The sequence below is a fragment of the Amycolatopsis orientalis DSM 40040 = KCTC 9412 genome (genome assembly GCF_000478275.1).
Lineage (GTDB): Bacteria > Actinomycetota > Actinomycetes > Mycobacteriales > Pseudonocardiaceae > Amycolatopsis > Amycolatopsis orientalis.
The window spans coordinates 19,597-42,062 of the sequence record NZ_ASJB01000092.1 but is presented as its reverse complement, the minus strand read 5'-3'; the positions used below and the strand labels follow the sequence as shown (position 1 = coordinate 42,062).

The following is a 22,466-nucleotide window of genomic DNA, read 5'->3' as shown; positions in this document are numbered from 1 at the left end:
GCACAACCGGTTCGGACGGCGTCGGGTCAGGGGCCCCGGAGTGGTGTCCGGCTCAGGTGAACGCCGCCGCGTTCCGCGCCGCCCATTCGCCGAAGGTCCGCCCCGGACGGCCCAGTACCCGTTCGACGTCGGGGCTGACCCGCCGCTCGTCCGCGGTCGGCGAGCCGAGAATGGCGAGCGTGGCCTCCACGACCACCGGCGGCATGAACCGCGACATCTCCGACCTCGCTTCGTCTTCGGTCAGCTCGGTGAACCGCACCGGCTCCCCCAGCGCCGCGCCGAAGGCCGCCGCCTGCTGCCGCGGCGAGATCGGCTCGGGCCCGGTCAGCACGTAGGTCTGTCCATTGTGGCCGGTTTCCCGCAGTGCGACGGCCGCGACGTCGGCGATGTCGAGCGGGTCGATCACCGGCAGCGCGGTGTCCGCGAACGGCGCGGCGACGACACGGTCGGCGCGGATCGACGGCGCCCACTGGAAAGCGTTGGAAGCGAAGCCGCCGGGACGTAGCACCGTCCACTCCAGACCCGACTCCTTGACCGCCGTCTCGAACGCGGGCGCGTGCCGTCCACTGCCGACGCCTTGGGACGACAACAGCACGATCCGCCGCACCCCGGATTCGCGCGCCGCCGAGACTACGTCCGCGACATTCCCGCCCGCGGCCATGAAATCCCCTGACGTCAGCAGGAAAACGCGGTCCGCGCCGTCGAACACCGTCTTCAGCCCGGCCGGCTCCGCGAGGTCGGCCTGGGCGGTCCGCACACCCTCGGGCACGTCCGCCGCCGAGATCCGGCGCGACACCGCGGTCACTTCTTCGCCTGCTGCGGCGAGGGTCTCCACCAGCCGCCGTCCCACGTTCCCGGTCGCTCCGGTCACCACGATCATGGTCTCTCCTTGGTCCGTTCTCCTTGACGGGACCGAAGCTACCTTCCTGGGGATAGTAGGTACCTAGAGGAAAGTAATGGGAAATCAGGCCATTCGTGACCGCGATCACAACTCGAAAGCCCTCGGCGGCCACCTAGGGTCGGGCTCATGCCCGACACCGCACTCGGCCCGCTGCGCGTCCTGGACTTCTCCCGGGTGCTGGCCGGCCCGTTCGCCACCATGCTCCTGGCCGACTTCGGCGCGAAGGTGGTCAAGGTCGAGCGGCCGGGTACCGGCGACGACACCCGCAGCTGGGGCCCGCCCTACGACGCGTCCGGCCAGGCGACCTACTTCCAGTCGGTGAACCGCAACAAGACGAGCGTGGCGCTGGACCTCGGCGATCCCGGCGACCTCGCCCAGGCCCGGGCGCTGGCGCTGGCGGCCGACGTCGTGGTCGAGAACTTCCGGCCCGGGGTGATGGACCGCCTCGGGCTCGGACCGGACGCGCTGCGCGCGGCCAACCCCCGGCTGGTCTACTGCTCCATCACCGGTTTCGGTTCGGGCGGCGGCGCGGCGCTGCCCGGGTACGACCTGCTGATCCAGGCGGTCGGCGGCCTGATGAGCATCACCGGCGAGCCGGACGGCGAGCCGCAGAAGGCCGGGGTCGCCCTGGTCGACGTGCTGGCCGGGCTGTTCGCCAGTGTCGGGATCCTCGCCGCGCTCCGCCACCGCGACCGGACCGGCGAAGGCCAGCGCGTCGAGATCGACCTGCTGTCCAGCCTGCTCGCCGCGCTGGTCAACCAGGGCAGCGCCTACACCTCGGGCGGCACGGTCCCGGCGCGGATGGGCAACCGGCATCCGAGCATCGCGCCGTACGAACTCGTTCCCTGCGCCGATCACGAGATCGCCCTCGCCGTCGGCAACGACCGCCAGTTCGCCGCGCTGTGCGAGGTCATCGGCCTGCCGGAACTGGCGGGGGAGGACCGTTTCGCGACCAATCCGGCCCGCGTCGAGCACCGCGCCGAACTCCGCACGCTGCTGGAAGAGCACCTGAGTCGCCGCCCGGCCGCCGACTGGGCCGCCGAACTGAGCGCGGCCGGGGTACCCGCCGGGGAGGTCAACGACGTCGCGGGCGCCTTCGCGCTCGCGGAGCGACTCGGCCTGAACCCGACGGTCGAACTCCCCCGGCCCGACGGCACGCCGGTCCGGCTGACCCGTAACCCGATCGGGTTGTCCGCGACCCCGGCCCGGTACGAGACCGCACCCCCGGCCGACCCCGGGCAACTCATCCTGCCCCTGCCCGGCTGGGACTGACGAACGACGGTCAGCGGCTCGTCAGCCCTTCGTCAACGGTGGCCGCGAAGCTCCCGGTCATGACGAACAAGACAGTCCTCATCTCCGGCGCCGGCATCGCCGGGCCCGCCCTCGCCTTCTGGCTCGCCCGGCAGGGCTACGCGGTCACCGTGGTCGAACGATCCGCGGGAGCGCGCACCGGCGGCCAAGCGGTCGACTTCAAGGGAGCCACCCACCGCATGGTGCTGGAACGGATGGGGATCCTCGACGAGATCCGCCGACGGCAGACCGGTGGCCACGACCAGACCATCATCGACGCCGAGGAACGACCACTCGCCGTCCTGCCCGGCGAGTTCACCGGCGGCGACGTCGAGATCCGGCGCGGCGATCTGGCCGCGATCCTCTGCGAACTGACGGATCGAGACTGCGAGTACGTCTTCGGTGACTCCATCACCTCGCTGACCGAGACCGCCGACGGGGTCGACGTCACCTTCGAACGCGGCGCCCCGAGGCGGTTCGACCTCGTCTTCGGCGCGGATGGCATCCACTCCACCGTGCGGCGGCTGGCGTTCGGTCCCGAGGCCGACTACGTGCGGTACCTCGGGCATTACTACGCCCTGGTCGAAACCGGCGAGCACGACGACTTCCGCGGCGCGGGCGGCCTTTCCCTGATGTACAACGAGCCCGGCCGCATGGCCGCCACCGGCGGGCCCAAGGCGCCCGCGTTCTTCGTCTTCGCCTCCCCCGAACTGACCTACGACCGGTACGACATGGAGCAGCAGAAAGAGATCATCACCACCGCGTTCGAAGGCGGCGGCTGGCGGCTGCCCGAACTGATGGAGGCGGTGAAGCGGTCGGACGACGTCTACCTGGACTCGCTCAGCCGGGTCGTGATGGACGGCTACCACACCGGCCGGGTCGCGCTCCTCGGCGACGCGGCCTACGGCAACACGCTGGGCGGTTTCGGCACCGGCCTCGCCGTCGTGGCCGCGTATGTCATCGCGGGCGAGCTCGCGGAGGCGGACGGGAACCACGAGGTGGCGTTCCGGCGGTACGAGGAGAAGTTCCGCGGGTACGCCAAGATCGCCCGCGGCGCCAGCGCGGGCTCGTTCCTCGCGCCGTCGACGAAACTGCGGATCGCCCTGCGCAACCAGATGTTCCGCCGCCGTCTGATGCTGCGCGGGATGCTGTGGATGACCGACAAGCTCGCCACCGACATCGTCCTCGACGACTATCCCGTGCTCGCCCGTCGCGGCTGACCCAGGGTGACTTCGGGGTGCGCGATCCGGCAGGCCGTGATCGGCTGGTCCGTGTTTCCCGCGTGACGTTTCCGGGGAAGCCGTGTCTTACAGATGCCACCGGACGGGGGTGGCGTGAAGGGAGCTTCGCCATGGCGCCACTGCACAGGTGCGCTGGATGACGACGTCGGCGAGAGAGGCCGCGCCCGCGGCCGGCGAAACGGTGCTGGACGACGCCACGCTGGTGGCGCGGGCCCGTGACGGCGAGATCCGCGCGTACGAGCAGCTCGTCCTGCGCTTTCAGGGGAACATGTACCGGCTGGCGCTGCGGATGCTCGGGAACAAGGGGGACGCCGAGGACGTCGTCCAGGAGGTGTTCCTCACCGCCTGGCGACGACTCGACCAGCTCCAGGAGGACGCCGCGTTCGTCGGCTGGCTCTACCGGATGACGACCAACCGGTGCCTGAACGTCATCCGCGCCAGGAAACCGGTGGCCGACGTCGAGCTGGACCAGCAGGAGTCCGCCGGTTCCGCCGGACGGCCGGACCGCACCGCGGAGACGAACGCGCAGCTCACGGCGTTGACCGGGGCGCTGGACGGGCTGACCGCCGAGCAACGGGCCTGCTGGCTGTTGCGCGAGGTCCACGGCCGGTCCTACGAGGAGATCGCGAAGGCGATCGGGGCGACCACCACGGCGGTGCGCGGACGCATCGCACGAGCACGAGCACAGTTGGCGGAGGTGATGGCGCCATGGCGATGAACCACGCGACTCAGGACTACCTACTGCCGTGCGGCCGGGACGTGGAACAGGTCTGGGAACGACTCGACGAGGTCGACGCCGGACGGGCGGACGCGCACGAACTCGGCTGCCCGCACTGCCAGGCGACTCAGGAGAGCCTGCGGATACTCCGCGGGCTGACCAGGGAATTCGCCGAGGACGACACCGAGCCGTCGCCGGATCTCGTCGGCCGGATCATGTCGGCGGTCCGCGCCGAGGTGCGGCGCCGCGACCTGGTGCCGCTGGCCAGCCCCGAACCGGGTGAGGTCCAGGTGAGCGACCAGGCCGTCGCCGCGGTGCTGCGGTTCGCCGCGGACACCGTCGACGGTGTCCGCGCCCGGCACTGCCGGGTCCGCCGGTCGGCGGAAGACCCCTCGGACGCGCCGGGCGTGGACGTGGAATTGAGCCTCGCGATCGCGCACGATTTCGACGGCGACTCGCTGAGCGTCGTCCGCGAGCGAGTCACCGCGGCCGCGGGCGCGCGCGTCGGCATCCGGCTCGCCCGGCTCGACCTGGTGGTGGAGGACATCTATGACGCGTGAGCAGCCATCGGCCCCGGCCGGGCAGCTGGTCGAGACGGTGATCGCCCCGCCGGTGATCGCCGCCGTCGCCGCGCACGCCGCGGCGAAGGTCCCCGGCGTGGCACGACTGGAACCCGGCCTGCGCGGGCTGGCCGGTTCGCTGACCCGGATCGCGCGGCAGCGCATCAAGGGCCTCGAACCGGCGCCGACCGAAGGGGTCCGCGCGTTCGTCGAACACGATCCGCCGGACGTGCGGGTGGAGATCGATCTCTCGGTCTCCGGGCTCGACCAGGCCGCCGCGACCGCGCAGGCGGTCCAGCGCGCGGTCAGCCGTGCCGTCACCGAGGCGACGGGGCTCGTCCCCTCCGCCGTCTCGGTGACTGTTTTGGACATCGAAATCCGTGGAGGCCTGTTGTGACCGCCCGTTCCGAACTGACCGCGTCGCTGCTCAGCGCGCTCCGCGACGTGCCGGGGCTGCGTCCGGCGACGCCGTCCACCACGGCCGCCGCGGCGAACCTGCCCTGGGACCTCGACGTGATGGCCGTCGACATCTCCGAGGACGTCGTCGAGATCCGCGTCGTCGCGCTGAGCGTGCCGATCCCGCCGCTGACGGAGACCGCGGGCGCCGTCCTGCGGGCCGTCCTGGCCGGAACCGCTTGGGAGAACGCGAGTCTGCGGCTCGTCGTGACCGATGTGGACGCCGCCGCGCTGACCCCCTGACAGTCGGCCCCTGGCAAAGGAAAAATCGCGGTGGCCGCACCCGAGGGTGTGGCCACCGCGATCATGGGGGTGGGGACTAGTTCTTGTTGGTGCCGGGGGTGAGCACCTTGTCGATCACGAAGACGGTAGCGTTCTTGGTGGGGATGTTGCCGCAGAGGACCTTGGCGCCGTTGACGGTCATGTTCTCGCCGGAGCCTTCGATCTTGACCGGGCCACCGGCGGTGTTCAGGCTCTCCACCGACTTGGCCGACTCCAGGCCCTTGGCGTCGTAACGCTTGCCGACGACGTGGTACTGCAGGATCGGGGCCAGCTGGTCCGGCTTGCCGGCGAGTTCGTTGAACTTCGCGTCACCGAGGGCGGCGAAGGCCGGGTCGGCCGGGGCGAACACGGTGATGGCCTGCTGGCTGTTGAGCGTGTCGACCAGGTTGGTGGCCTTGACCGCGGCGACCAGCTTGGTCAGCAGCGGGTTGGTCGAGGCGGCGCTGGCGACCGGCTGCGGGCCCATCGAGTCCAGCGAACCCGGCTCGCTGCCCTGCGGCAGCTTCGAACACGCCGGGCCGAACACGTCGGCGTTGGTGGTGACGCCGTCACCCGAAGCGGCGCTGGACATCGGGGCCGACATCGAGGAGGACGGGGCGGGCGCGGGGGCACTGCTGGAGCTGCCGGACGAAGCGCTGTCGTTGCTGCTGCAGGCGGCCAACGCCAGCGCGGCGACCGCGGTGAAACCGATTCCTGCGACGCGAAGCTTGCTCACGGAAAATCACTCCATTTGTTTTTTCGGGTTCTTGCCGGGTATTCGGAACTGCTACGGAATCGGATTGCCACTCTTTCGAGTGACGCCGATCACCGGGTGGTGAAAGTGATGGTGTGCCAGCCCGTCGCCCCGTCCGGAACGGTTCCGGCGCGGGCGTCGGTCTGTGTGTAACCGGATTTGTCGACCGCGCGGACGACGGCCTGGTGACTCCCCGCCGGGAGGTCGAATTCGGCCCACCACATCCGCCAGGTGTTGACTCCCACCTCACGGGAAAGCGTTGCGGGTAACCAGTTCCCGGTACCGACCCGGACCTCGACCCGGTCGATGCCGGTGTGCTGGGCCCAGGCGACACCCGAAATACGGACCTTGCCCGCCGGTACCGTTTCGAATCCTTTCGGACTGTCGATCCTGGACTGCGTTTTGATCGGGGCCTGTTCACCCCAGCCGCGGTCGAGCCAGTACGCCCGGCGCGCTTTCCAGGTGGTGATCTCCAGATCTTTGACCCATTTGGTCGCCGACACATAGCCGTAGAGACCGGGGATGACCAGCCGGGCGGGGAAACCGTGTTCGACCGGCAGCGGTTCCCCGTTCATCCCGATCGCCAGCATCGCGCCCCGCTCCGGATCGAGCGCGGCGGCGACCGGACTGCCGGAGGTCCAGCCGTCGACACTGGTGGAGAAGATCTGCTCGGCACCCGGGAGGACCTCCGCCTCCCGCAACAGATCGCCGAGATCGATGCCGATGAAGTTCGCCGTGGACACGTAGGTGCCGCCGACCTCGTTCGAGACGCACGTCATGGTGATCGTGCGCTCGATCAGCGGCCGGTCCCGGATGTCGGAGTAGCTGTACCGCGTCTCGTTGCGCACCATGCCGTGCAGGCGGAGGCTCCAGTCCTCGGTCCGGACCTGCGGCACGGACAGCGCCGTGTCCACGCGGTAGAAGTCGCGGTTCGAGGTGAGGAAGGTCGGCGTGCCCAGTTTGGCGAAATCCGCGTCGGCCGGGATCGGCGGCGCCGGGCGGACCGGCACGAGCCGACCGACGGCCGCCCGCGAGGACTCGGCGTCGCGACTCCCGGCGAGAAGCTGTCCTCCCGCCCCGGCCGCACCGGCGGCGACGACGGCCCCGGCCCCGGCCAGCAGCACCGACCGGCGCGACGGCGATGCCTCACCGTCGGAGGCCTCGTCCGTCGCGAGCACCCTCGCCGTGGCCAGGCGGTGCAGCCAGAAGAACACGGCGACCCCGGCGATCAGGCTGGCCAGCGGCGCCAGGAGCGCGGCCGTGGAGAGGTCCGGGCGCTGGGAGACGGCGAAGCCGCCCAGAAGGCCGAAGGCGGCGATCAGCACGAGCCCCGGAACGGGTGACCGGCGCGAGGCGATCCCGGCCGCCGCGGCGGCGAGCACCATCACCACGGCCATCCCGCCGAGCAGGACGAGCTTGTCGTAGACACCGAACGTCCGGACTGCGAAATCCTTCAATTCCACCGGCGTCAGATCGATCGCCCCGTTGCCGACCGCCAGGTACGGCGAGGCGTTGGCGCTGATGAACCCGGCGACCAGATGCCCGGCCGCCAGTGCCGCGGCGAGGGCCACGACGCCGAGCGCCGCCGCCCCGAGCAGCGGGAGGCGTCGATCCTGGCTCGCTCGCGAAGTCTTCATGTGAGGTATTCGCGACCGACATCGTCACGGACTGGTTTTTTCTTTTCCTGCAAGGGAAAACGCGTAGCCACAGAACGCCTCGTGGAGTATTCGAGGCGGGCACGCCCGCGGACAGGTCACGAAACGGACACGGCCGACAGCCGCCGAGCCCGAGCCGGTCGCGAGGATGGAAGCCGAAGGGCCCCTTCCCCGCATCTCACGCGGTGAAGGGCGCTTTCCTCGCATCGCATGCGAGGAAAGGCCCCTTCAGCACCGTCTCCCCGCCGGCACCCGCGCCACCCACCCGAGTTGCGCTGCCCACCCCGGCTTGCATGGTCATACACACCTATGCATATACTTCCATCATGTCCAAGGTACTCACCTCTCTGCCTGTCGGCGAACGCGTCGGGATCGCCTTCTCCGGCGGCCTCGACACCTCGGTAGCGGTCGCGTGGATGCGCGAGAAGGGTGCAGTGCCGTGCACCTACACCGCTGACATCGGCCAGTACGACGAACCCGACATCGCCTCGGTCCCCGGCCGCGCGAAGGCCTACGGCGCCGAGATCGCGCGCGCCGTCGACTGCAAGGCCGCGCTGGTCGAGGAAGGGCTCGCGGCGCTGGCCTGCGGCGCCTTCCACATCCGCAACGGCGGTCGCACCTACTTCAACACCACCCCGCTCGGCCGCGCGGTCACCGGCACGCTGCTGGTGCGCGCCATGCTGGAGGACGACGTCCAGATCTGGGGCGACGGCTCCACCTTCAAGGGCAACGACATCGAGCGGTTCTACCGCTACGGCCTGCTCGCGAACCCGTCCCTGCGGATCTACAAGCCGTGGCTGGACGCGGCGTTCGTCAGCGAGCTCGGCGGCCGCAAGGAGATGTCCGAGTGGCTGCAGGGCCACGGGCTGCCGTACCGGGACAGCACCGAGAAGGCCTACTCGACCGACGCGAACATCTGGGGCGCGACCCACGAGGCCAAATCGCTGGAGCACCTCGACACCGGCATCGAGATCGTGAACCCGATCATGGGCGTCCGGTTCTGGGACCCCGAAGTCGAGATCGCGCCCGAAGACGTCACGATCGGCTTCGAGCAGGGCCGCCCGGTGACGATCAACGGCAAGGAGTTCGCCACCGCGGTCGACCTGGTCCTGGAGGCCAACGCCATCGGCGGACGGCACGGGCTCGGCATGTCCGACCAGATCGAGAACCGGATCATCGAGGCCAAGAGCCGCGGGATCTACGAGGCGCCGGGCATGGCGCTGCTGCACGCGGCGTACGAGCGGCTCGTCAACGCGATCCACAACGAGGACACCCTCGCCAGCTACCACAACGAGGGCCGCCGTCTCGGCAGGCTCATGTACGAAGGCCGCTGGCTGGACCCGCAGGCGATGATGCTGCGCGAGTCGCTGCAGCGCTGGGTCGGCGCGGCCGTCACCGGCGAGGTCACCCTGCGGCTGCGGCGCGGCGAGGACTACTCGATCCTCGACACCACCGGCCCGTTCTTCAGCTACCACCCGGACAAGCTGTCGATGGAGCGCACCGAGGACTCGGCGTTCGGCCCGGTGGACCGGATCGGCCAGCTCACCATGCGCAACCTCGACATCGCCGACTCCCGCGCCAAACTCGAGCAGTACGCCGGGCTCGGCATGGTCGGCGGCAGCCACCCGACGCTGATCGGGGCAGCGCAGGCGGCGTCGACCGGGCTGATCGGGGCGATGGACGCGGGCGGCGCCCAGGCGATCGCCTCACGCGGCAAGGCTTCGGGCGACGACGAACTGCTCGACCACGCCGCCATCGAATCCGGCACGGACTGACCCGAACCACCGGGACGCGGAAGCGCCGGGCGCGCGGCATCGAAGCCGTTCGCCCGGCGCTGTTTCTTTCTCCGGTCCTCCTCTGGCCGGACGGCTACTTGCCGCCGACCTTCGACCGCCGCTCCGCCAGTTCGTCGACCAGCCGGGTGATCTCCACCTGGCCGATCGCCTCGGCCAGCACGGAAACCGCCGCGATGCTCTCGATCTGATACTGGACCGGCACGCCACCCGAAGCCCGCGACCGCGCTTCGGCGTCCGCCTTCTTCTCCGCTTCGACGGCCGTGAAGACGCCGCCCGCGCCGGCGTTGACGCAACTGATCGAACCCGAGCCGTTCAGCGGCAGCGTCGCCGTGTTCCGGCAGCTGCCCGCCGAGCGGCCGCCGATGGTCACGTTCGCGGTCATCGTGGCGTTGACCTGGCCGGTGACCTTCCCGCCGCTGTTCGCCGACGCGGAGCTGGACACGTTCGCGGTGACCGTGCAGCCCGCGGCACCGCACGCGACCGTGGCCGCGCCGTCCATGTCGAACCGCACACCGGTGTCGACCGCGCCGGACAACTTCCTGGTGTTCGACATCAGGTCCTCGTAGACCGCGTCGGTCTCCTGAGGTGACAGAGCGTCCACATCGGACTCACCGAGACCCGCGCCAGGAGGCAGCTGGGGCCGGGACTCCGGCCCCGGCATGGTCGGCAGCCTCGGAACGGACGGCATCCCGCCGGGCACCTGCACCGAGTACCGCAGGAGCCGGTGCGGCGCCTCCTTCGAGACGTACAGGTCACCGGCGGGCGTGCTCGCCTTGATCGCCGGGACGTCGCGGACGGTCTCGTTCTGGTCGGCGGGGATCTCACCCGCCCGCTTCAGCGCCTCGCCGAGGCGGGCGGCGAGTTTCTCCGGCGTCTCGAACTGCTGCAGGACCGGGCCGAACAGCGCTTCCTCGCCGGTGATCCACCGGTCCTTGAGGTCTTCCGCCGCCGAAGAGTCCACTCGTGCCCCGGGCAGCATCCCGTCGGGTGCCTTGAAATAGACCTTGCCGCCGACGACCAGGATCTCGATGTCCCGGCCCTGGAACGACATCGTGCCGGACGTCTCGCCGTACGCCGTGGTCTTGACGTCCGTCTTGATCATCCCGCCGACCGCGGAGGTGCTGTTCCGCACCGCCGGCGCCGAGGAGAGTCCGGCCAGCGCCTGTTCGAAGGGTTCGCGGCTCGCCTTCGACGGCCACAGGAGCCAGGTCGTCAACCCGGCGAGAAGCACCACCACGAGTCCGGCGATACCGCCGAACAGCAACCACCGCCGGGGTTTCCGGGCGGGCGGCGCCGGATCCGGCTGGGGAACCCAGCCCTGCGGCGGCGGCCACTGCGCGCCTTCGGGTGGGAATGCTTGCTCCACGTCGCCCTCCATCACTGAATTCACCAGACGGCCTCACGCTAGGGACGGATGATGAAAACTTGATGAAACGCGGGCCGGGTCCTCGGCCGCGCCGGGCGGACGCGGCCGGGGACCGGGCTCATCCCTTGCGGGCGAACGAGATCCGGTGCAGCCTGCCGGGCTGTTCGTCGGCCAGGTACAGCTCGCCGTACTGGTCGGTGCCGAACGTGGTGGCGTCGAGCGGGAACTCACCGATCCGGGCGCTTTCGTAGGTCCCGTCGGCCTTCTTGCGCACGGCCCAGGCGGTGCCCTGGCAGAAGTCGGTGGCGAGATAGGTCCCGCCCGCCAGCGCGGCGTACTTCCGGCCGCGATAGACGTGCCCGCCGATCACCGCGCAACCCTCGGCGCCGGAGATGTAGTGGAAGATCGGATCGGTGTAGGTCACGCCTTCCTTGCACCGCTCCTGGTTGAACACGACCGGCCCCTCCTTGCAGGACCAGCCCAGGTTCGCGCCGCCCTTGCCCGCGGCGAGATGGTCGACCTCCTCGAACCGGCCCTGGCCGACGTCACCGATCCACAGCGAGCCGTCGGCCGGGTCGAAGGAGAACCGCCACGGATTGCGCAGGCCGTACGACCAGATCTCCGGACGCGCCCCCGCGACGCCGGCGAACGGGTTGCCCGCCGGGACGCAGTATCGCAGCGGACGGCACGCGCGGCTGACGTCGATGCGCAGGATCTTGCCCAGCAGCGTGTCCAGCCGCTGCCCGCTGGCCAGCGGATCGGCCGCGCCGCCGCCGTCGCCGATCCCCCAGTACAGATACCCGTCCGGCCCGAACGCCAGCTGCCCGCCGTTGTGGTTGGGATACTCGGAATGCGACTGGGTGAGCAGCTCGGTGAGTTCACCGGTGTCCAGCCGGACCCGCGCCAGCGTCACCGCGCTGTCGGCCTTGCGGGTGTAGGCGACGTAGGCCCGCCGGTCCCTGGCGATCGCCAGTCCGAGCAGCCCGCGTTCGACGTCCGCGCCGTTCACCTTGTCGCTGATGTCCAGCACCGGTTTGGCGGCGAGCCCGGTTCGCGGATGGTAGGCCCGGACGACGCCCCTCTTCTCCACGACGAGGATCCGGCCGCTTCCGTCGTTGAGCGCCGTGATTGCGGTCGGATTCACCAGCCCGGTCGCGACCTCGGTCGCCGTGGCGGTCAGTTCGCTGAGCGGAACACCCCGCGCTGCCTGGGGTTCCGCGGGTTCAGCACTGCTCGCGGTCGGGAGGAGGGACCCGGCCAAGGCGAGCCCGGCCACCAGGGACAAGCCCCGGCGAAGGTGCCGTCGCGTCATGTGGACTCCAATCACCGTTGAATGGTCTGGTCCAATTCAACAGCGGCTGGAGCAGTGGTGGTACCTCCGGATGCGAGCTTCTTGTCGGTTTGTTTCCCCCGCGCACGGGGCCGCACGTCACCCCACCTGCCGGTGAACCTGCTTACAACCGGCCAAGTACACACATCCAGCGGTGTGACACTGCGATGACATGTCGTTACCTGGAATGAACGGAGAAGGCCCGGACGGCCGGGCTTGCTTTTGTCAGAGAAGAACCGATCAGCTGTGCGGGGCGGCGATGATCCGGTGACCGATGACAGCGTGGGCGACGATGCTGCCCATGATGCGGCCGAAGACACCCGCCCGATCTCGACCGGGGAGCTTGTCCGCCGTTACCGCGAGGGCGCGACGATCGAGGGTCTCGCCGAAGACCTCGGAATGAGCTATCGAAGGGTCCGGACCACCCTCCTGGAAGCCGGTGTCGTGCTCAGGCCCGCCAAGGTGCAGCGGCCTCCTACGCCGCCCGGACTCGTCAACGCCTATCTGTCAGGCCGAAACATTCGGCAGTTGGCGGAGGCCTACGGCATGAGTTACAGCCAAGCACGGCGGATCCTCCTCGCGGAGGGCGTCGCTCTCCGCCCACGAGGCCGGCCTTAGCCGCTCCTCGCCCTGGTTTCTCCGGGCGACCTGTTCGCCCGGAGAAACCAGTACGGCACGTCGCGAAGACTAGCGCTGCCGCAACATGCCGTAGACGATCCACCAATCCGCGTAGTTCTGCACGGGTTGATCGCTCCTTTGCTGGTCTGAGATACGGGAAGCCTCGTCAGGCGCCTGGATGGGCCCAATCAAAAAGCTCTGAAAAAAAGGCCGGGTTCACCGGCGAGCGTTCGACCTGCCCTATGTGTGAGGCGACGAGAACGACAGCAGCGTAGCGGGCGCGAACCACCCGGACGCGCCGCCCCGGCTTCCCCGAACACCGCCAAGGTCATCGACACGCCACACGATGGCCTGAAGTGCGGCTTTGTGTTGCGCAGCCGGATTATCCATGCCGCAAGCACCGCCTGATGGCGGTCAGTATGCGCCTGCCGATCACAGGCTGCCTTCGACCCCGCGGGGGAAGACGGCCGCGAACTCAGCGGACTGTGACGAGCCAGCCTGGCTGGGCACAGGCAATCCAGCCCAATGAGTGTCGCCGTCCAGTCAGAAAACTCCCTAAGTAGCAAATCGTCCGGAGAGAACACACCATCCAGCGATTACCAATCAGTATTGTTGCGCGACAGTGCACGTCGCCTCAGGAGAACCTCCTCCCGGTGAGGCTGCGGAGGTGAGGAGAAGGCATCGCCACGGTGTCTCCCACGTCTTCCCGAGCCGCCGGCACAAGTGGCCCGGCCGCGTCCAACTCGGCCAGCACCGTCTCGATGGCCGCCGCCTTCGCTGATCGCGCCCGCCCGCGGTACAGCTCGGCGGCCTCCCGCCACAGCTTTCGCGCGTCGTCAGGATTGCCGTGGTCGCAAACGATCTGAGCAAGGACGGCCAGTGCCCTTGCCTGGCCGGTCGCGTTTCGCGACCTGTCAGCCAAGGCGACCGCTCGGTGAGCATGACGCAGCGCCGCCCCGTCGTCGCCTTGAGCGTGCTTCAACTGGGCGAGTACGGTGTTCAGCTTCATGACCACCGGAAGGTCCTGACTCTCGTCGATCAGCGTGGAGGCGGCGGCGCACTCCTTCGCCGCTTCGGTCAGTCGTCCCAGCTGAACCAGCAACTGACTGAGCGCGACGTGCGTCCGGATCCGTACGGTGGCATCGCCGGTCTCGCCCCGGCGCCGCAAAGCCTCTCGGTACAGGTCGAGCGCTTCCTGCTCGTGGCCTCCCATGCCGACGAGCGCGTCGGCGAGCCGGTGCTCCGCGCTGGCACAGAGATTCGGATCGCCCGATTCCCGCGCCAGAGGTAATGCCTCTCGGTACATTTCGGCCGCTTCGGCGGCCCGCCCGGCATGGAAGTGCACGCGCGCCAGATTCATCATGACCGTGATCCTGCCGATCGCGATTCCGTGCGCGTCCACCAGTTCCATCGCCCGCAGCAGACATTGCTCGGCTTCGCCGTCGTCACCGGCCAGCATGTGCACGACCGCGAGATCGTTCAGACACGATGCCCAGGGAGCTATCGCCCCTTGCGCCTTCGCCGCGCGAACCGCGATGTGCAAGCCTTCGACGGCATCCGGGAAATTTCCCTGCATGAGGAAGAACTCCGCGGTCAACGCGGGAGTGGTATAGGCGATGGCATACATCTGAAAATATTCCGCCGCGGCCGCTATGGCGGTCAGTGACTTGTTTTCCCGGATGACCCACTGTCGGGCCTCTGCCGCGGTCCGCAGGACAGGTTCCGTCGACGGCAACACCATCGAAGGCAAGTCGGGAAGTCTTTTGTGCGGATATTGCAAGCGATACGCGTCGAACGCCGTCCGCAGATAGAACTCGAACATCCTTCTTCGGCATTGCTCCACATCGGACAGTCGCTGAGCAAGAGAGGCGGAGAAGAGGTGCAGAAGATCGTGGATGCGATAGCGATCCAGGTCCGCGGGATGTTCGACGAGATGGGCGGCGACCAGGATGTCGAGTGACCGTCGCACCTCCCCCACCGGGCGACCGTCGGCCGCGGCGATCGCGTCCCCGGTCATCTCGGTGCACGGATGCAGGCCGAGCAAGGCGAACACGCGCCGCTCGGCCGGCCGCAACACCTGATAGGAGAGGGTGAAGGCGGATCGCAGGCTCGTACCCGGCCAGTCTCCCTCGTCGCCGAGGTCCAGCAGCATGTCGGCCGTGCGCAACTGATGCGCCAGGGTCCCGATCCGCGTGCCCGCCCGTGAGCTGGCGCGTTCGGCCACGAGGGTCAGTGCCAACGGGTTGCCCCGGCACAACCGCACCAGTTCTTCGACGCCCTCCGCCTCGTCGCGCGCGCGGGGACCTATCCGCCGGGTCAGCAGGGAGGAGGAATACCGGTCTTCGAGGGGGCCGACCTCGATCACCGGCGGGGTCAGCTTCGCCGACAAGGACTTCAGCCGCCAGCGGGAAACGATCAGCACGGTGCACGACGACAGGACGCCCAGCAGCGGCGCGACCTGGTCGGTGCTGCGCACGTTGTCGAGGATGACGAGCATCGAGCGCCGGGCGAGCAGCGCGCTCAGTTTCGCCGCGCGCGCGATCGGGTTGACCACTTGGTCGACCGGGAAATCGAGCAAGGACAGGAGGGTGTCGATGATTTCGCCCGCGTCGGCGCGCGCGGCCTGGCTGTCACCGCGAAGGTCCAGCATGACCGCGCCGTGCCGATAGCGTCGTTCGGCGCGATGGGCCCACTTCGCGACCAGCGTCGTCTTCCCGACTCCAGGACCTCCGTTCACCACCACGACGGCACGCCGCGGCGCACCCGCCGTGTCGGTCGTGCAGGCGTCGAGCATGGCGAGCAGATCGGTTCTTCCCGCGACATCGTCGATATCCGGGGGCAGATGCCGGATCACGTGCTCGCCGGAATCCGGGGTGGGCTGCTTTCGCCGCGGAATCGTCCGGTCGGGCCGGATGAGCACTTCCTCGTTGACGGCCCGCAGTTGTTCCGCCGCCCTTGTCTCCCCCGCTTCCCGGTACCGGGCATACGCCGCACGGAAGAAGTCCGCGGCTTCGGCGGGTTGATCGGCCTCCGCCAGTGCGCGAATCTTCAATTTCGCGAAGCTCAGTTCCATCGGATGCGCCTGTTCCAGTTCCGCGAGTCTCCGCACGGCCGCCTCGGCTTGGCCGATCGCCAATTGTTCGGTGACGACGAATGCGTTCGCCGGAATCCACTCACCGCGGATCCAGCTGGTACGCCATCCCTCGGCTCGTTCGGTACGCAGATCGGACAAGGCGTCGTCCCGCCACAACCGGACGGCCGCGAGCGCCTCGATCAGCGCGCGATCGTGTTCCCCCGCCTGACGGAATCGAACGGCCTTGTCCATGGTGGTCCGGAATCCGAAGTGGTCGATCAGCGCCGGGTCGATCTCCAGCAGACAGCCCGCTTTTCCGACACTCACCTGTGCGGGCACGGATTTTTCGTGGAACGCCTGGCGGAGCCTGGCCGCGTACTGGTGCAGCGTGGAATGCGCGTTCAGCGGGGGATTTTCGTGTTCTTCCCACACCCAGTCCACGACGACGTCGAGTGGCATCCGCCGGTTCGGCGCGGTCAAGAGCGCGGTCAGCACCTGCCTCGGCCGGGGGCCCGCCCAGTTCACGTCCACATTCCCGTGCATGAGCATGGCCGTTTGCCCGAGAATTCCGAATGCGATTTCCACGAGTACTCCCCTTCCCCATGGCGAACCGGGTTCGCCACCCCTGTCCCGCCGGATCATTTTTCCACCCGGCGGCACATAAGGCCAGGTCATCGAGGTATTTGTCAAACATCGGCGATCACCGTTGATCACTTGTCAATGATCTGGCAACCGGCCGAAGCCGTTTTCTTCACGTGCACTCCCATGCTGGCTACGGATACCGAAGATCCGGCGAGGGGAAATGTCATGACCGAGTTATCGTGGGTCCGTAGTCCGGCGGGAAGTCGTGATCAGCACTGGGCGACACGCAAAGGCGTGAAATCCGTACTGGTGATGGTCCCGTACATAGTCGCCGGAAACCGGCTCCTCGATCTGCTTCCGCTCCTGGAGGCGGATCACCGGCTCCAGGTGATCTTCACGATCCCGGAACCCTGGGAGTCCTGGCGCGCCACGGACGATTTCGTGGCCGCCCAAGGCGGCGTCGTCCTGCCATGGGCCCAGGCACGGCGCGGCGAGTACGACCTCGTCCTGGCCGCCAGCCAGCGTGGCATCGACGAGGTCACCGGACCGGTGCTGCTGATCCCGCACGGCGGCGGGTTCGCGCAGTACCGGCCGTGGCGGCCGCCGGACGCCGGCCATGGCTGGAGTCCCCAGGTCGGGCTCGGCGCGGGCCAGCTGATGCGGGAGGGCCGGGTGCGCGCCGATTCGATCGTGCTCGTTCACGACCGCGAGATGGACGTCCTCGCCGAGGCCTGTCCCCAGGCGGTGCCCGCCGCGATCGTAGCGGGTGACATCGCGCTGGACCGGCTCACCGCCGGCCTTCCCTTCCGCGAGCACTACCGGCGGGGACTGGGCGTGCCCACCGACCGGCGTCTGGTGATGGTGACCTCGACCTGGTCCGATCGCTCGGCCTACGGCCGTCATCCCGATCTGTTCGAACGGGTTCTCGACGAACTCCCGCCGGAGCGGTTTCAGGTCGTCGGTGTCCTTCACCCACAGATCTGGTCACACCACAGCCTTTGGCAGATTCGCTCGTGGCTGGCCGACAGCCTGCGGGCCGGGCTCACCCTCCTCCGCCCCGAAGGAAGCTGGCGTGCCGCCTTGATCGCCGCCGACCACGTCATCGGCGACTACGGCTCCGTGACCGGCTACGCGGCCGGCATCGGCAAACCCGTTCTCCTGGCCGTGAACGGCACGCAGCCGCTGTTGCCCGGCACACCCAGCGCGGTCGTCGCCGAACACGCGCCGCGATGGGATCCCGGCAGTCCCCTGGTGCCCCAGCTGTTCTGCGGGGACACGGCGGACGTCGCCTCGCGCGTCAGTGCTCTCCTGTCGTCGCGTCCGGGCGAGGCCGCGGCGATCCTGCGCACCGAGATGTACCGGCTCCTCGGCCTGCCCGAACCCGTCAGGGCGATCCCGGTGTCGCCGGTGCGGATGGCGGAGGTGCTGCCGTGCTGACCCCGTGGACGCGGCTGCGCGTCCTTTCCTCGGCGCACCAAGGAATCCATCGCGTCGGCGCCGGTGAGATCTCGTTCCTCCTCGCCACGGCCGGTGACGGCGTACCCGCTTCCCTCGCCGACGTGCTGGTCCACTCCGGACCGCGTCGTGCCGCGGACGCCCGTGCCGTGATCGCGAGCGCGTTCGACCGCCTGCCCGGTCTCACGATCGCCGCCGTCCCGTGCCCGCCCGGGTACTGCCTTCTCGGCGACCGCACAGGGGACCTGGTCCTCATCCCTTGCGAGTCCGCCGCACTGGCCGGCGCGGGCGCGTATCTATGGTCGCTGGGCCGTCGCCGACTCCGGCGGCTGAGGTCGATCAGGTGGTGCGCTCAATGCCTCCAGCCGGGCCTGGACCCGGTCCACCAGCGGCCCGCCGACCGGACCGCACAGCTCGAGCGCTCGGGTCAGCCGGACGCGAACGGCATCGAAATCGCCTTCGAGTTCGGCGACCTCGGCGAAGGCGACCTGCACCTCGGCCTGATAGACGGGCGAGCCTGACTCGGCGAACACCGCGGCGGCGCGCTCCAGTTCGCGCTTCGCCGCGGTGATCTCGCCGGCGCGCGCCCCGATCAGCGCCAGCGCCACGCAGACCCGGGCCTCGGCCTTCCCGTCACCGATCTCGAGGAACATCTCTTGCGCGAGGCTCAAATGCCGTACGGCGTCGGCGGTCCGGCCCGCCTGGAGCAGGGCCTCACCGATCCGGCGATGCCTCAGCGCCACGCCCCGGTCGATCCCGAGTTCGCCTTCGATCACCAGGCTTTCGCTGAAGAATTCGACCGCCCGCTCGAAGTCGCCGAGCCCTTGGGCCGCCATGCCCAGCTGGTCCAGTGCCACGGACTCGTTGTGCCGGCTTCCCGCCCCTCGTGCCAGTTCCGCCGCTTTCGAGCATTCGTGTTCAGCGGCTTCGAACCGTTCCAGATCCAGATAGGCGCGGGCGAGCTGGCAGCGCAGCCGCGCTTCGGCCACCGCGTGGGAGCACCGGTGTGCCGCGGCGATCCCGATCTCGTGCGTCCGGATCCACCGCTGATAGTGCTTGCGGTACATGAACAGTTCCCAGAGGGCTTCGCACAGTTGCCAGGTCAGTTCGTCGTTCCCCAGCGCGAACGTCTCTTCGAGAACCTCGACGATGTCCGGCAGCCGTTCGTCCAGCCAGCGAAGGGCTTCCGCGCCCGTATCGAACAGGGGCGGCGAACCTTCGTATCGGGCGCGCACGGTGCTGACCCGCCATCTCATCGGGATCACCACCATGTTCGCCCGGGTCATCCGGTGCAGATACCAGTCCGCGATCCGCGGGACGACGTCGAAGCGTTCGTCGTCGGGCAGCGACTTGGCGTGCAACCGCACCAGATCGTGGAAGCGGTAGCTGCCCTCGCCGACCTCTTCGAGGAGGCTCGCGTCGGCCAGCACCTGCAGCCCGTCCGCGGCCTCGTCTTCGGGGACCCGGACGGCCGCGGCCGCGACCCCCACTTCGACGGCCTGACCCGGATGTTCGCTGATCAGCCGATAGAGCCGGGCCGCGTGCGGGGGCAGGGCGGCGTACGACGAGTCGAAGGTCGCCGTCAACGACGCCTCTCCCACCGGCGAGAGTTTCGCCAGCCGCACCCGTTCGTCGCGAAGCTCCGCCACCATCCGGGCCACCGGCCACTTCGGCCGCGACGCCAATCGCGCGCCCGCGACCCGGAGGGCGATCGGGAGGCGGCCGCACAAGGTCGCCAGCGCCGTCACGTCGGACAGTTCGGCGGCCACGCGCGATTTCCCCACCGAGCGCTCCAGCAGCTCGACGGCGTGTTCCTGCGGCAGCGGCGCCATGTCGACGAAGCGCGCGCCCTCCGCGTGCAGGCCGTCCAGCCTCAGCCTGCTGGTGACCACCACGACGCACCCCGACGAAGCCGGGATCAGCGGCCGCACCTGGGCGGCGGAGATCGCGTTGTCCACCACCAGCAGCAGCCGCAGCCCCGCCGTGATGGTCCGGAACAACGCCGTCTGCTCGGCCAGGCCGATCGGTACCCGTTCCGGCGGGACGCCGAGCGCGCGCAGGAACGCGCCAAGGGCGTCCTCGGGCGGGAGGGCCGTCTCCGGCGAGAACCCTCGCAAATCCGCGTACAGCTGGCCCGCCGGGAAACGCCCGGCGTTGCGGACCGCCCAGGTGATGGCGAGCGCGGTCTTGCCGACCCCGCCGGGGCCGACCACGACGGTCACCGCGGGCGACCGGTCGAGCGGGTCGCCCTCCTGGCAGGCGGCGGCCGAGTCGAGTGCCTCGAGTTCGGCGACGCGGCTGGTGAAATGCGCGGGTACCGGAGGCAACTGCCGGGGAATGGGAGGACTCGAAGGCGATCGCACGGCGGTTGACGACGACGCCGTACCGAAATCATCCCCCATGACCGCACCCCGAACGGTCGCCGGACGGATCCGATTTGCGTGGCCGCCATTCTTCTCGGATGAACACCGCATTCAGCGATGCCCGAAAACGCGGTTTTCCCGATGGCGCCCGCACTGAAGAAAGCATGCTCGTGATCCCCCCACACGACCGTATTCTCTTGTCCGCACACCACCCGGACACGGACCCACATCGTGCCGTACCGCCACGTCTCATCCGAGAACTCCCGACAAATCCCCGAACCTCCCTGTCTACCTCGCCGAACACGACCAACTACGGCGAGCCCGGTACATCCACCCGAAAGAAGCAAGGTTATTGCGCGATCGGAAGGTGCGGATACCCCTGAATGCAGGAGGGCCGAGTGGTATCACTACGTACTGTGATCTCGCGCACTTCGTCCCCTCATCACCGCTTCGACGGCCGCCATTGCCCACAATCCACACCTACGGCGCACTGGATAGGGACCGGAAAAAGAGAGACTACCGGAACCTTTTCACAAAGCACTTCGGACAGGCCGAACGATTTCTTTCACAGCGGGAATTCCGCCCGAATACCGTCGGCGGGGTTCGGGACGGCCGGGCCCGCGGCACGGGCGGCCGTGACACCGAGTCATCTACTCACCCAAGATCGTTCTCGTGGCGTTCACTCTTCTTTTGGGGCAATTCGGACATCGCCCCTACCCCGGAGTAGTCGGTTGTGTGACGTCGGTATGCTCCGCTCTCGCTCGATGGGATTACTGATCCCCCATGTGAGCGAGCCGTTGCGGTCGGGGCCTGTGGTCGCACACGGCGCTGGCATTCGTGGTCCGTATTCGGATGGGAGACACATGCACGGCAGGTCAGTTCTGGTTCGCGGCGGGATCGCGGTCGCCACCGCGGCCGTCGCGCTGACGATGGCCGCTCCGGCCGCCCTCGCCGACGACGGCGCGGCGCGGGGCCGGGTCGTCGAAGGCGCAGGTACCGAGGGTTTCAGCGTCAACTTCACAAGCGGGCAGCACTACGTCACGAAGCTGTTCGGCCTGAAGCTCTCCGATGGCAGCAAGCTCAAGATGTACTGCGTGCAGGTCGAGGTCGGGATGCGCACCGACCAGGACATGATCGAGCGCCCCTGGAACAAGTACCCGGACGCCGCCTCGCCGTTCAACAAGAACAACGAGAAGATCAACTGGGTGCTGCACCACGGCTACCCGGCCGTCGCCGTGAAGGCGATCGAAAGCGCGCTCGGCAAGAAGGACGTCAAGCTGACCGACGGCCTGTCCGTCGAGGAGGCCGTCACCGCGACGCAGGCCGCGGTCTGGCACTTCAGTGACGGCAAGGACCTCGACCGCAAGAAGCCGCTGCCCTACGAGAGCGCCGAAGAGTCCGCCGACGTGCTGGCCCTCTACGACTACCTCACCGGCAAGGACAACACCGGTATCGGACAGCAGCCGAAGCCGACCCTGGACATCGGGCCCGCCAAGGCCGAAGGCGCCACCGGCACCCGCGTCGGGCCGTTCAGCATCGCCACCACCGGTGACATCACCGAGCTGACGAGCAAGCTGCCCGAAGGCGTCAAGGTCACCGACGCCGACGGCAAGGAGATCAAGGCCGCCAACATCAAGGACGGCACGAAGGTCTTCATCGACGTTCCCAAGGACGCCAAGGACGGCTCCGGCTCCTTCGCGCTCAAGGTCAGCGGCCACCTCGACACCGGCCGTCTGTTCGTGGGCGAGAACTACGCCAAGGTCCCCGCCCAGTCACTGATCGTCGCGGAGTCCGAGAAGACCTCGGTCGTCGCGAACGCCACCGCGAGCTGGAAGCAGGGCGGCGCGCCCGCCACCCCGGCCCCCACCACCCCCGGTGGCGCCGAGTCGGGTGGCGGCAACGAGCTGGCGAACACCGGTGCCTCCGCGACCATGCCGCTGGTCATCGGCGGCGCGCTCCTCGGCGCGGGTGTGCTGATGGTGCTGCTGGTGCGCCGTCGCCGCAGCGAGGCGTAAGCACTCTGACGAAGAACGGGGCCGGTCCTTTG

At 68.9% G+C, this 22,466-nt stretch carries 17 protein-coding genes; 10 read left to right on the top strand and 7 right to left on the bottom strand.

The genetic code is table 11. The annotated features are described in order from the left end of the window. Nucleotides 1-52: 52 nt before the first annotated feature. Nucleotides 53-880 carry an NAD(P)H-binding protein gene (locus L324_RS37410; RefSeq protein ID WP_037320204.1) on the bottom strand — a complete coding sequence of 276 codons (828 nt, stop codon included), beginning with the start codon at nt 878-880 and terminating at the stop codon, nt 53-55. Between the two features lie 147 nt (nt 881-1,027). Here L324_RS37410 and L324_RS37405 point away from each other — a divergent pair, with 147 nt between their 5' ends. From L324_RS37405 to L324_RS37380, 6 genes are all read left to right on the top strand, one after another. Then, nucleotides 1,028-2,173 carry a CaiB/BaiF CoA transferase family protein gene (locus L324_RS37405; protein ID WP_037320202.1) on the top strand — a complete coding sequence of 382 codons (1,146 nt, stop codon included), beginning with the start codon at nt 1,028-1,030 and terminating at the stop codon, nt 2,171-2,173. A 59-nt stretch (nt 2,174-2,232) separates the two neighbouring features. Further along, nucleotides 2,233-3,411, top strand: a complete 1,179-nt coding sequence (locus L324_RS37400) for an FAD-dependent monooxygenase (protein WP_037320266.1) — start codon at nt 2,233-2,235, stop codon at nt 3,409-3,411. A 157-nt stretch (nt 3,412-3,568) separates the two neighbouring features. Next, nucleotides 3,569-4,150, top strand: a complete 582-nt coding sequence (locus L324_RS37395) for an RNA polymerase sigma factor (RefSeq protein ID WP_037320200.1) — start codon at nt 3,569-3,571, stop codon at nt 4,148-4,150. Next, nucleotides 4,141-4,710 (top strand): hypothetical protein, encoded by a 570-nt coding sequence (locus L324_RS37390; protein WP_037320198.1) that lies wholly within the window; start codon nt 4,141-4,143, stop codon nt 4,708-4,710. The genes L324_RS37395 and L324_RS37390 overlap by 10 nt, the downstream gene beginning before the upstream one ends. Beyond that, nucleotides 4,700-5,107 (top strand): Asp23/Gls24 family envelope stress response protein, encoded by a 408-nt coding sequence (locus tag L324_RS37385; protein ID WP_037320195.1) that lies wholly within the window; start codon nt 4,700-4,702, stop codon nt 5,105-5,107. Before L324_RS37390 ends, L324_RS37385 begins: the two co-directional genes overlap by 11 nt. Beyond that, nucleotides 5,104-5,409, top strand: coding sequence for a hypothetical protein (locus L324_RS37380; RefSeq protein WP_037320193.1), 306 nt, complete (start codon nt 5,104-5,106; stop codon nt 5,407-5,409). Before L324_RS37385 ends, L324_RS37380 begins: the two co-directional genes overlap by 4 nt. 76 nt (nt 5,410-5,485) lie before the next feature. Here the strand turns inward: L324_RS37380 and L324_RS37375 are convergent, their stop codons facing one another. Then, entirely contained in the window at nt 5,486-6,163 is a 678-nt protein-coding gene (locus L324_RS37375; RefSeq protein ID WP_037320191.1) for a fasciclin domain-containing protein, read from the bottom strand. Between the two features lie 89 nt (nt 6,164-6,252). Further along, on the bottom strand, nt 6,253-7,818 hold the full coding sequence (locus tag L324_RS37370) for a molybdopterin-dependent oxidoreductase (protein ID WP_037320189.1): 1,566 nt from the start codon (nt 7,816-7,818) through the stop codon (nt 6,253-6,255). A gap of 344 nt (nt 7,819-8,162) precedes the next feature. Between L324_RS37370 and argG the strand changes: the two genes are divergently transcribed. Further along, nucleotides 8,163-9,611 (top strand): argininosuccinate synthase, encoded by a 1,449-nt coding sequence (gene argG / locus L324_RS37365; RefSeq protein WP_037320186.1) that lies wholly within the window; start codon nt 8,163-8,165, stop codon nt 9,609-9,611. 94 nt (nt 9,612-9,705) lie between these two features. On the opposite strand, the gene L324_RS37360 is transcribed toward argG, so the two are convergent. Continuing rightward, entirely contained in the window at nt 9,706-10,998 is a 1,293-nt protein-coding gene (locus tag L324_RS37360; RefSeq protein ID WP_235783767.1) for an SON protein, read from the bottom strand. 118 nt (nt 10,999-11,116) lie between these two features. Continuing rightward, nucleotides 11,117-12,310: a PQQ-dependent sugar dehydrogenase gene (locus L324_RS37355; protein ID WP_037320180.1), complete on the bottom strand. Its 1,194-nt coding sequence runs from the start codon at nt 12,308-12,310 to the stop codon at nt 11,117-11,119. Between the two features lie 285 nt (nt 12,311-12,595). Here L324_RS37355 and L324_RS37350 point away from each other — a divergent pair, with 285 nt between their 5' ends. Next, nucleotides 12,596-12,946 (top strand): helix-turn-helix domain-containing protein, encoded by a 351-nt coding sequence (locus L324_RS37350; protein ID WP_235783766.1) that lies wholly within the window; start codon nt 12,596-12,598, stop codon nt 12,944-12,946. A 634-nt stretch (nt 12,947-13,580) separates the two neighbouring features. Here the strand turns inward: L324_RS37350 and L324_RS37345 are convergent. Further along, on the bottom strand, nt 13,581-16,604 hold the full coding sequence (locus tag L324_RS37345) for an AfsR/SARP family transcriptional regulator (protein WP_063624630.1): 3,024 nt from the start codon (nt 16,602-16,604) through the stop codon (nt 13,581-13,583). A gap of 291 nt (nt 16,605-16,895) precedes the next feature. Here L324_RS37345 and L324_RS37340 point away from each other — a divergent pair, with 291 nt between their 5' ends. Next, nucleotides 16,896-18,038, top strand: coding sequence for a CDP-glycerol glycerophosphotransferase family protein (locus tag L324_RS37340; protein WP_051174343.1), 1,143 nt, complete (start codon nt 16,896-16,898; stop codon nt 18,036-18,038). A gap of 314 nt (nt 18,039-18,352) precedes the next feature. Here the strand turns inward: L324_RS37340 and L324_RS37335 are convergent, their stop codons facing one another. Next, nucleotides 18,353-20,383, bottom strand: a complete 2,031-nt coding sequence (locus L324_RS37335) for a tetratricopeptide repeat protein (RefSeq protein WP_051174341.1) — start codon at nt 20,381-20,383, stop codon at nt 18,353-18,355. A gap of 899 nt (nt 20,384-21,282) precedes the next feature. Here L324_RS37335 and L324_RS37330 point away from each other — a divergent pair. Then, complete coding sequence (locus tag L324_RS37330) at nt 21,283-22,434, top strand: thioester domain-containing protein (protein WP_037320174.1); 1,152 nt, start codon at nt 21,283-21,285, stop codon at nt 22,432-22,434. Nucleotides 22,435-22,466: the final 32 nt, after the last annotated feature.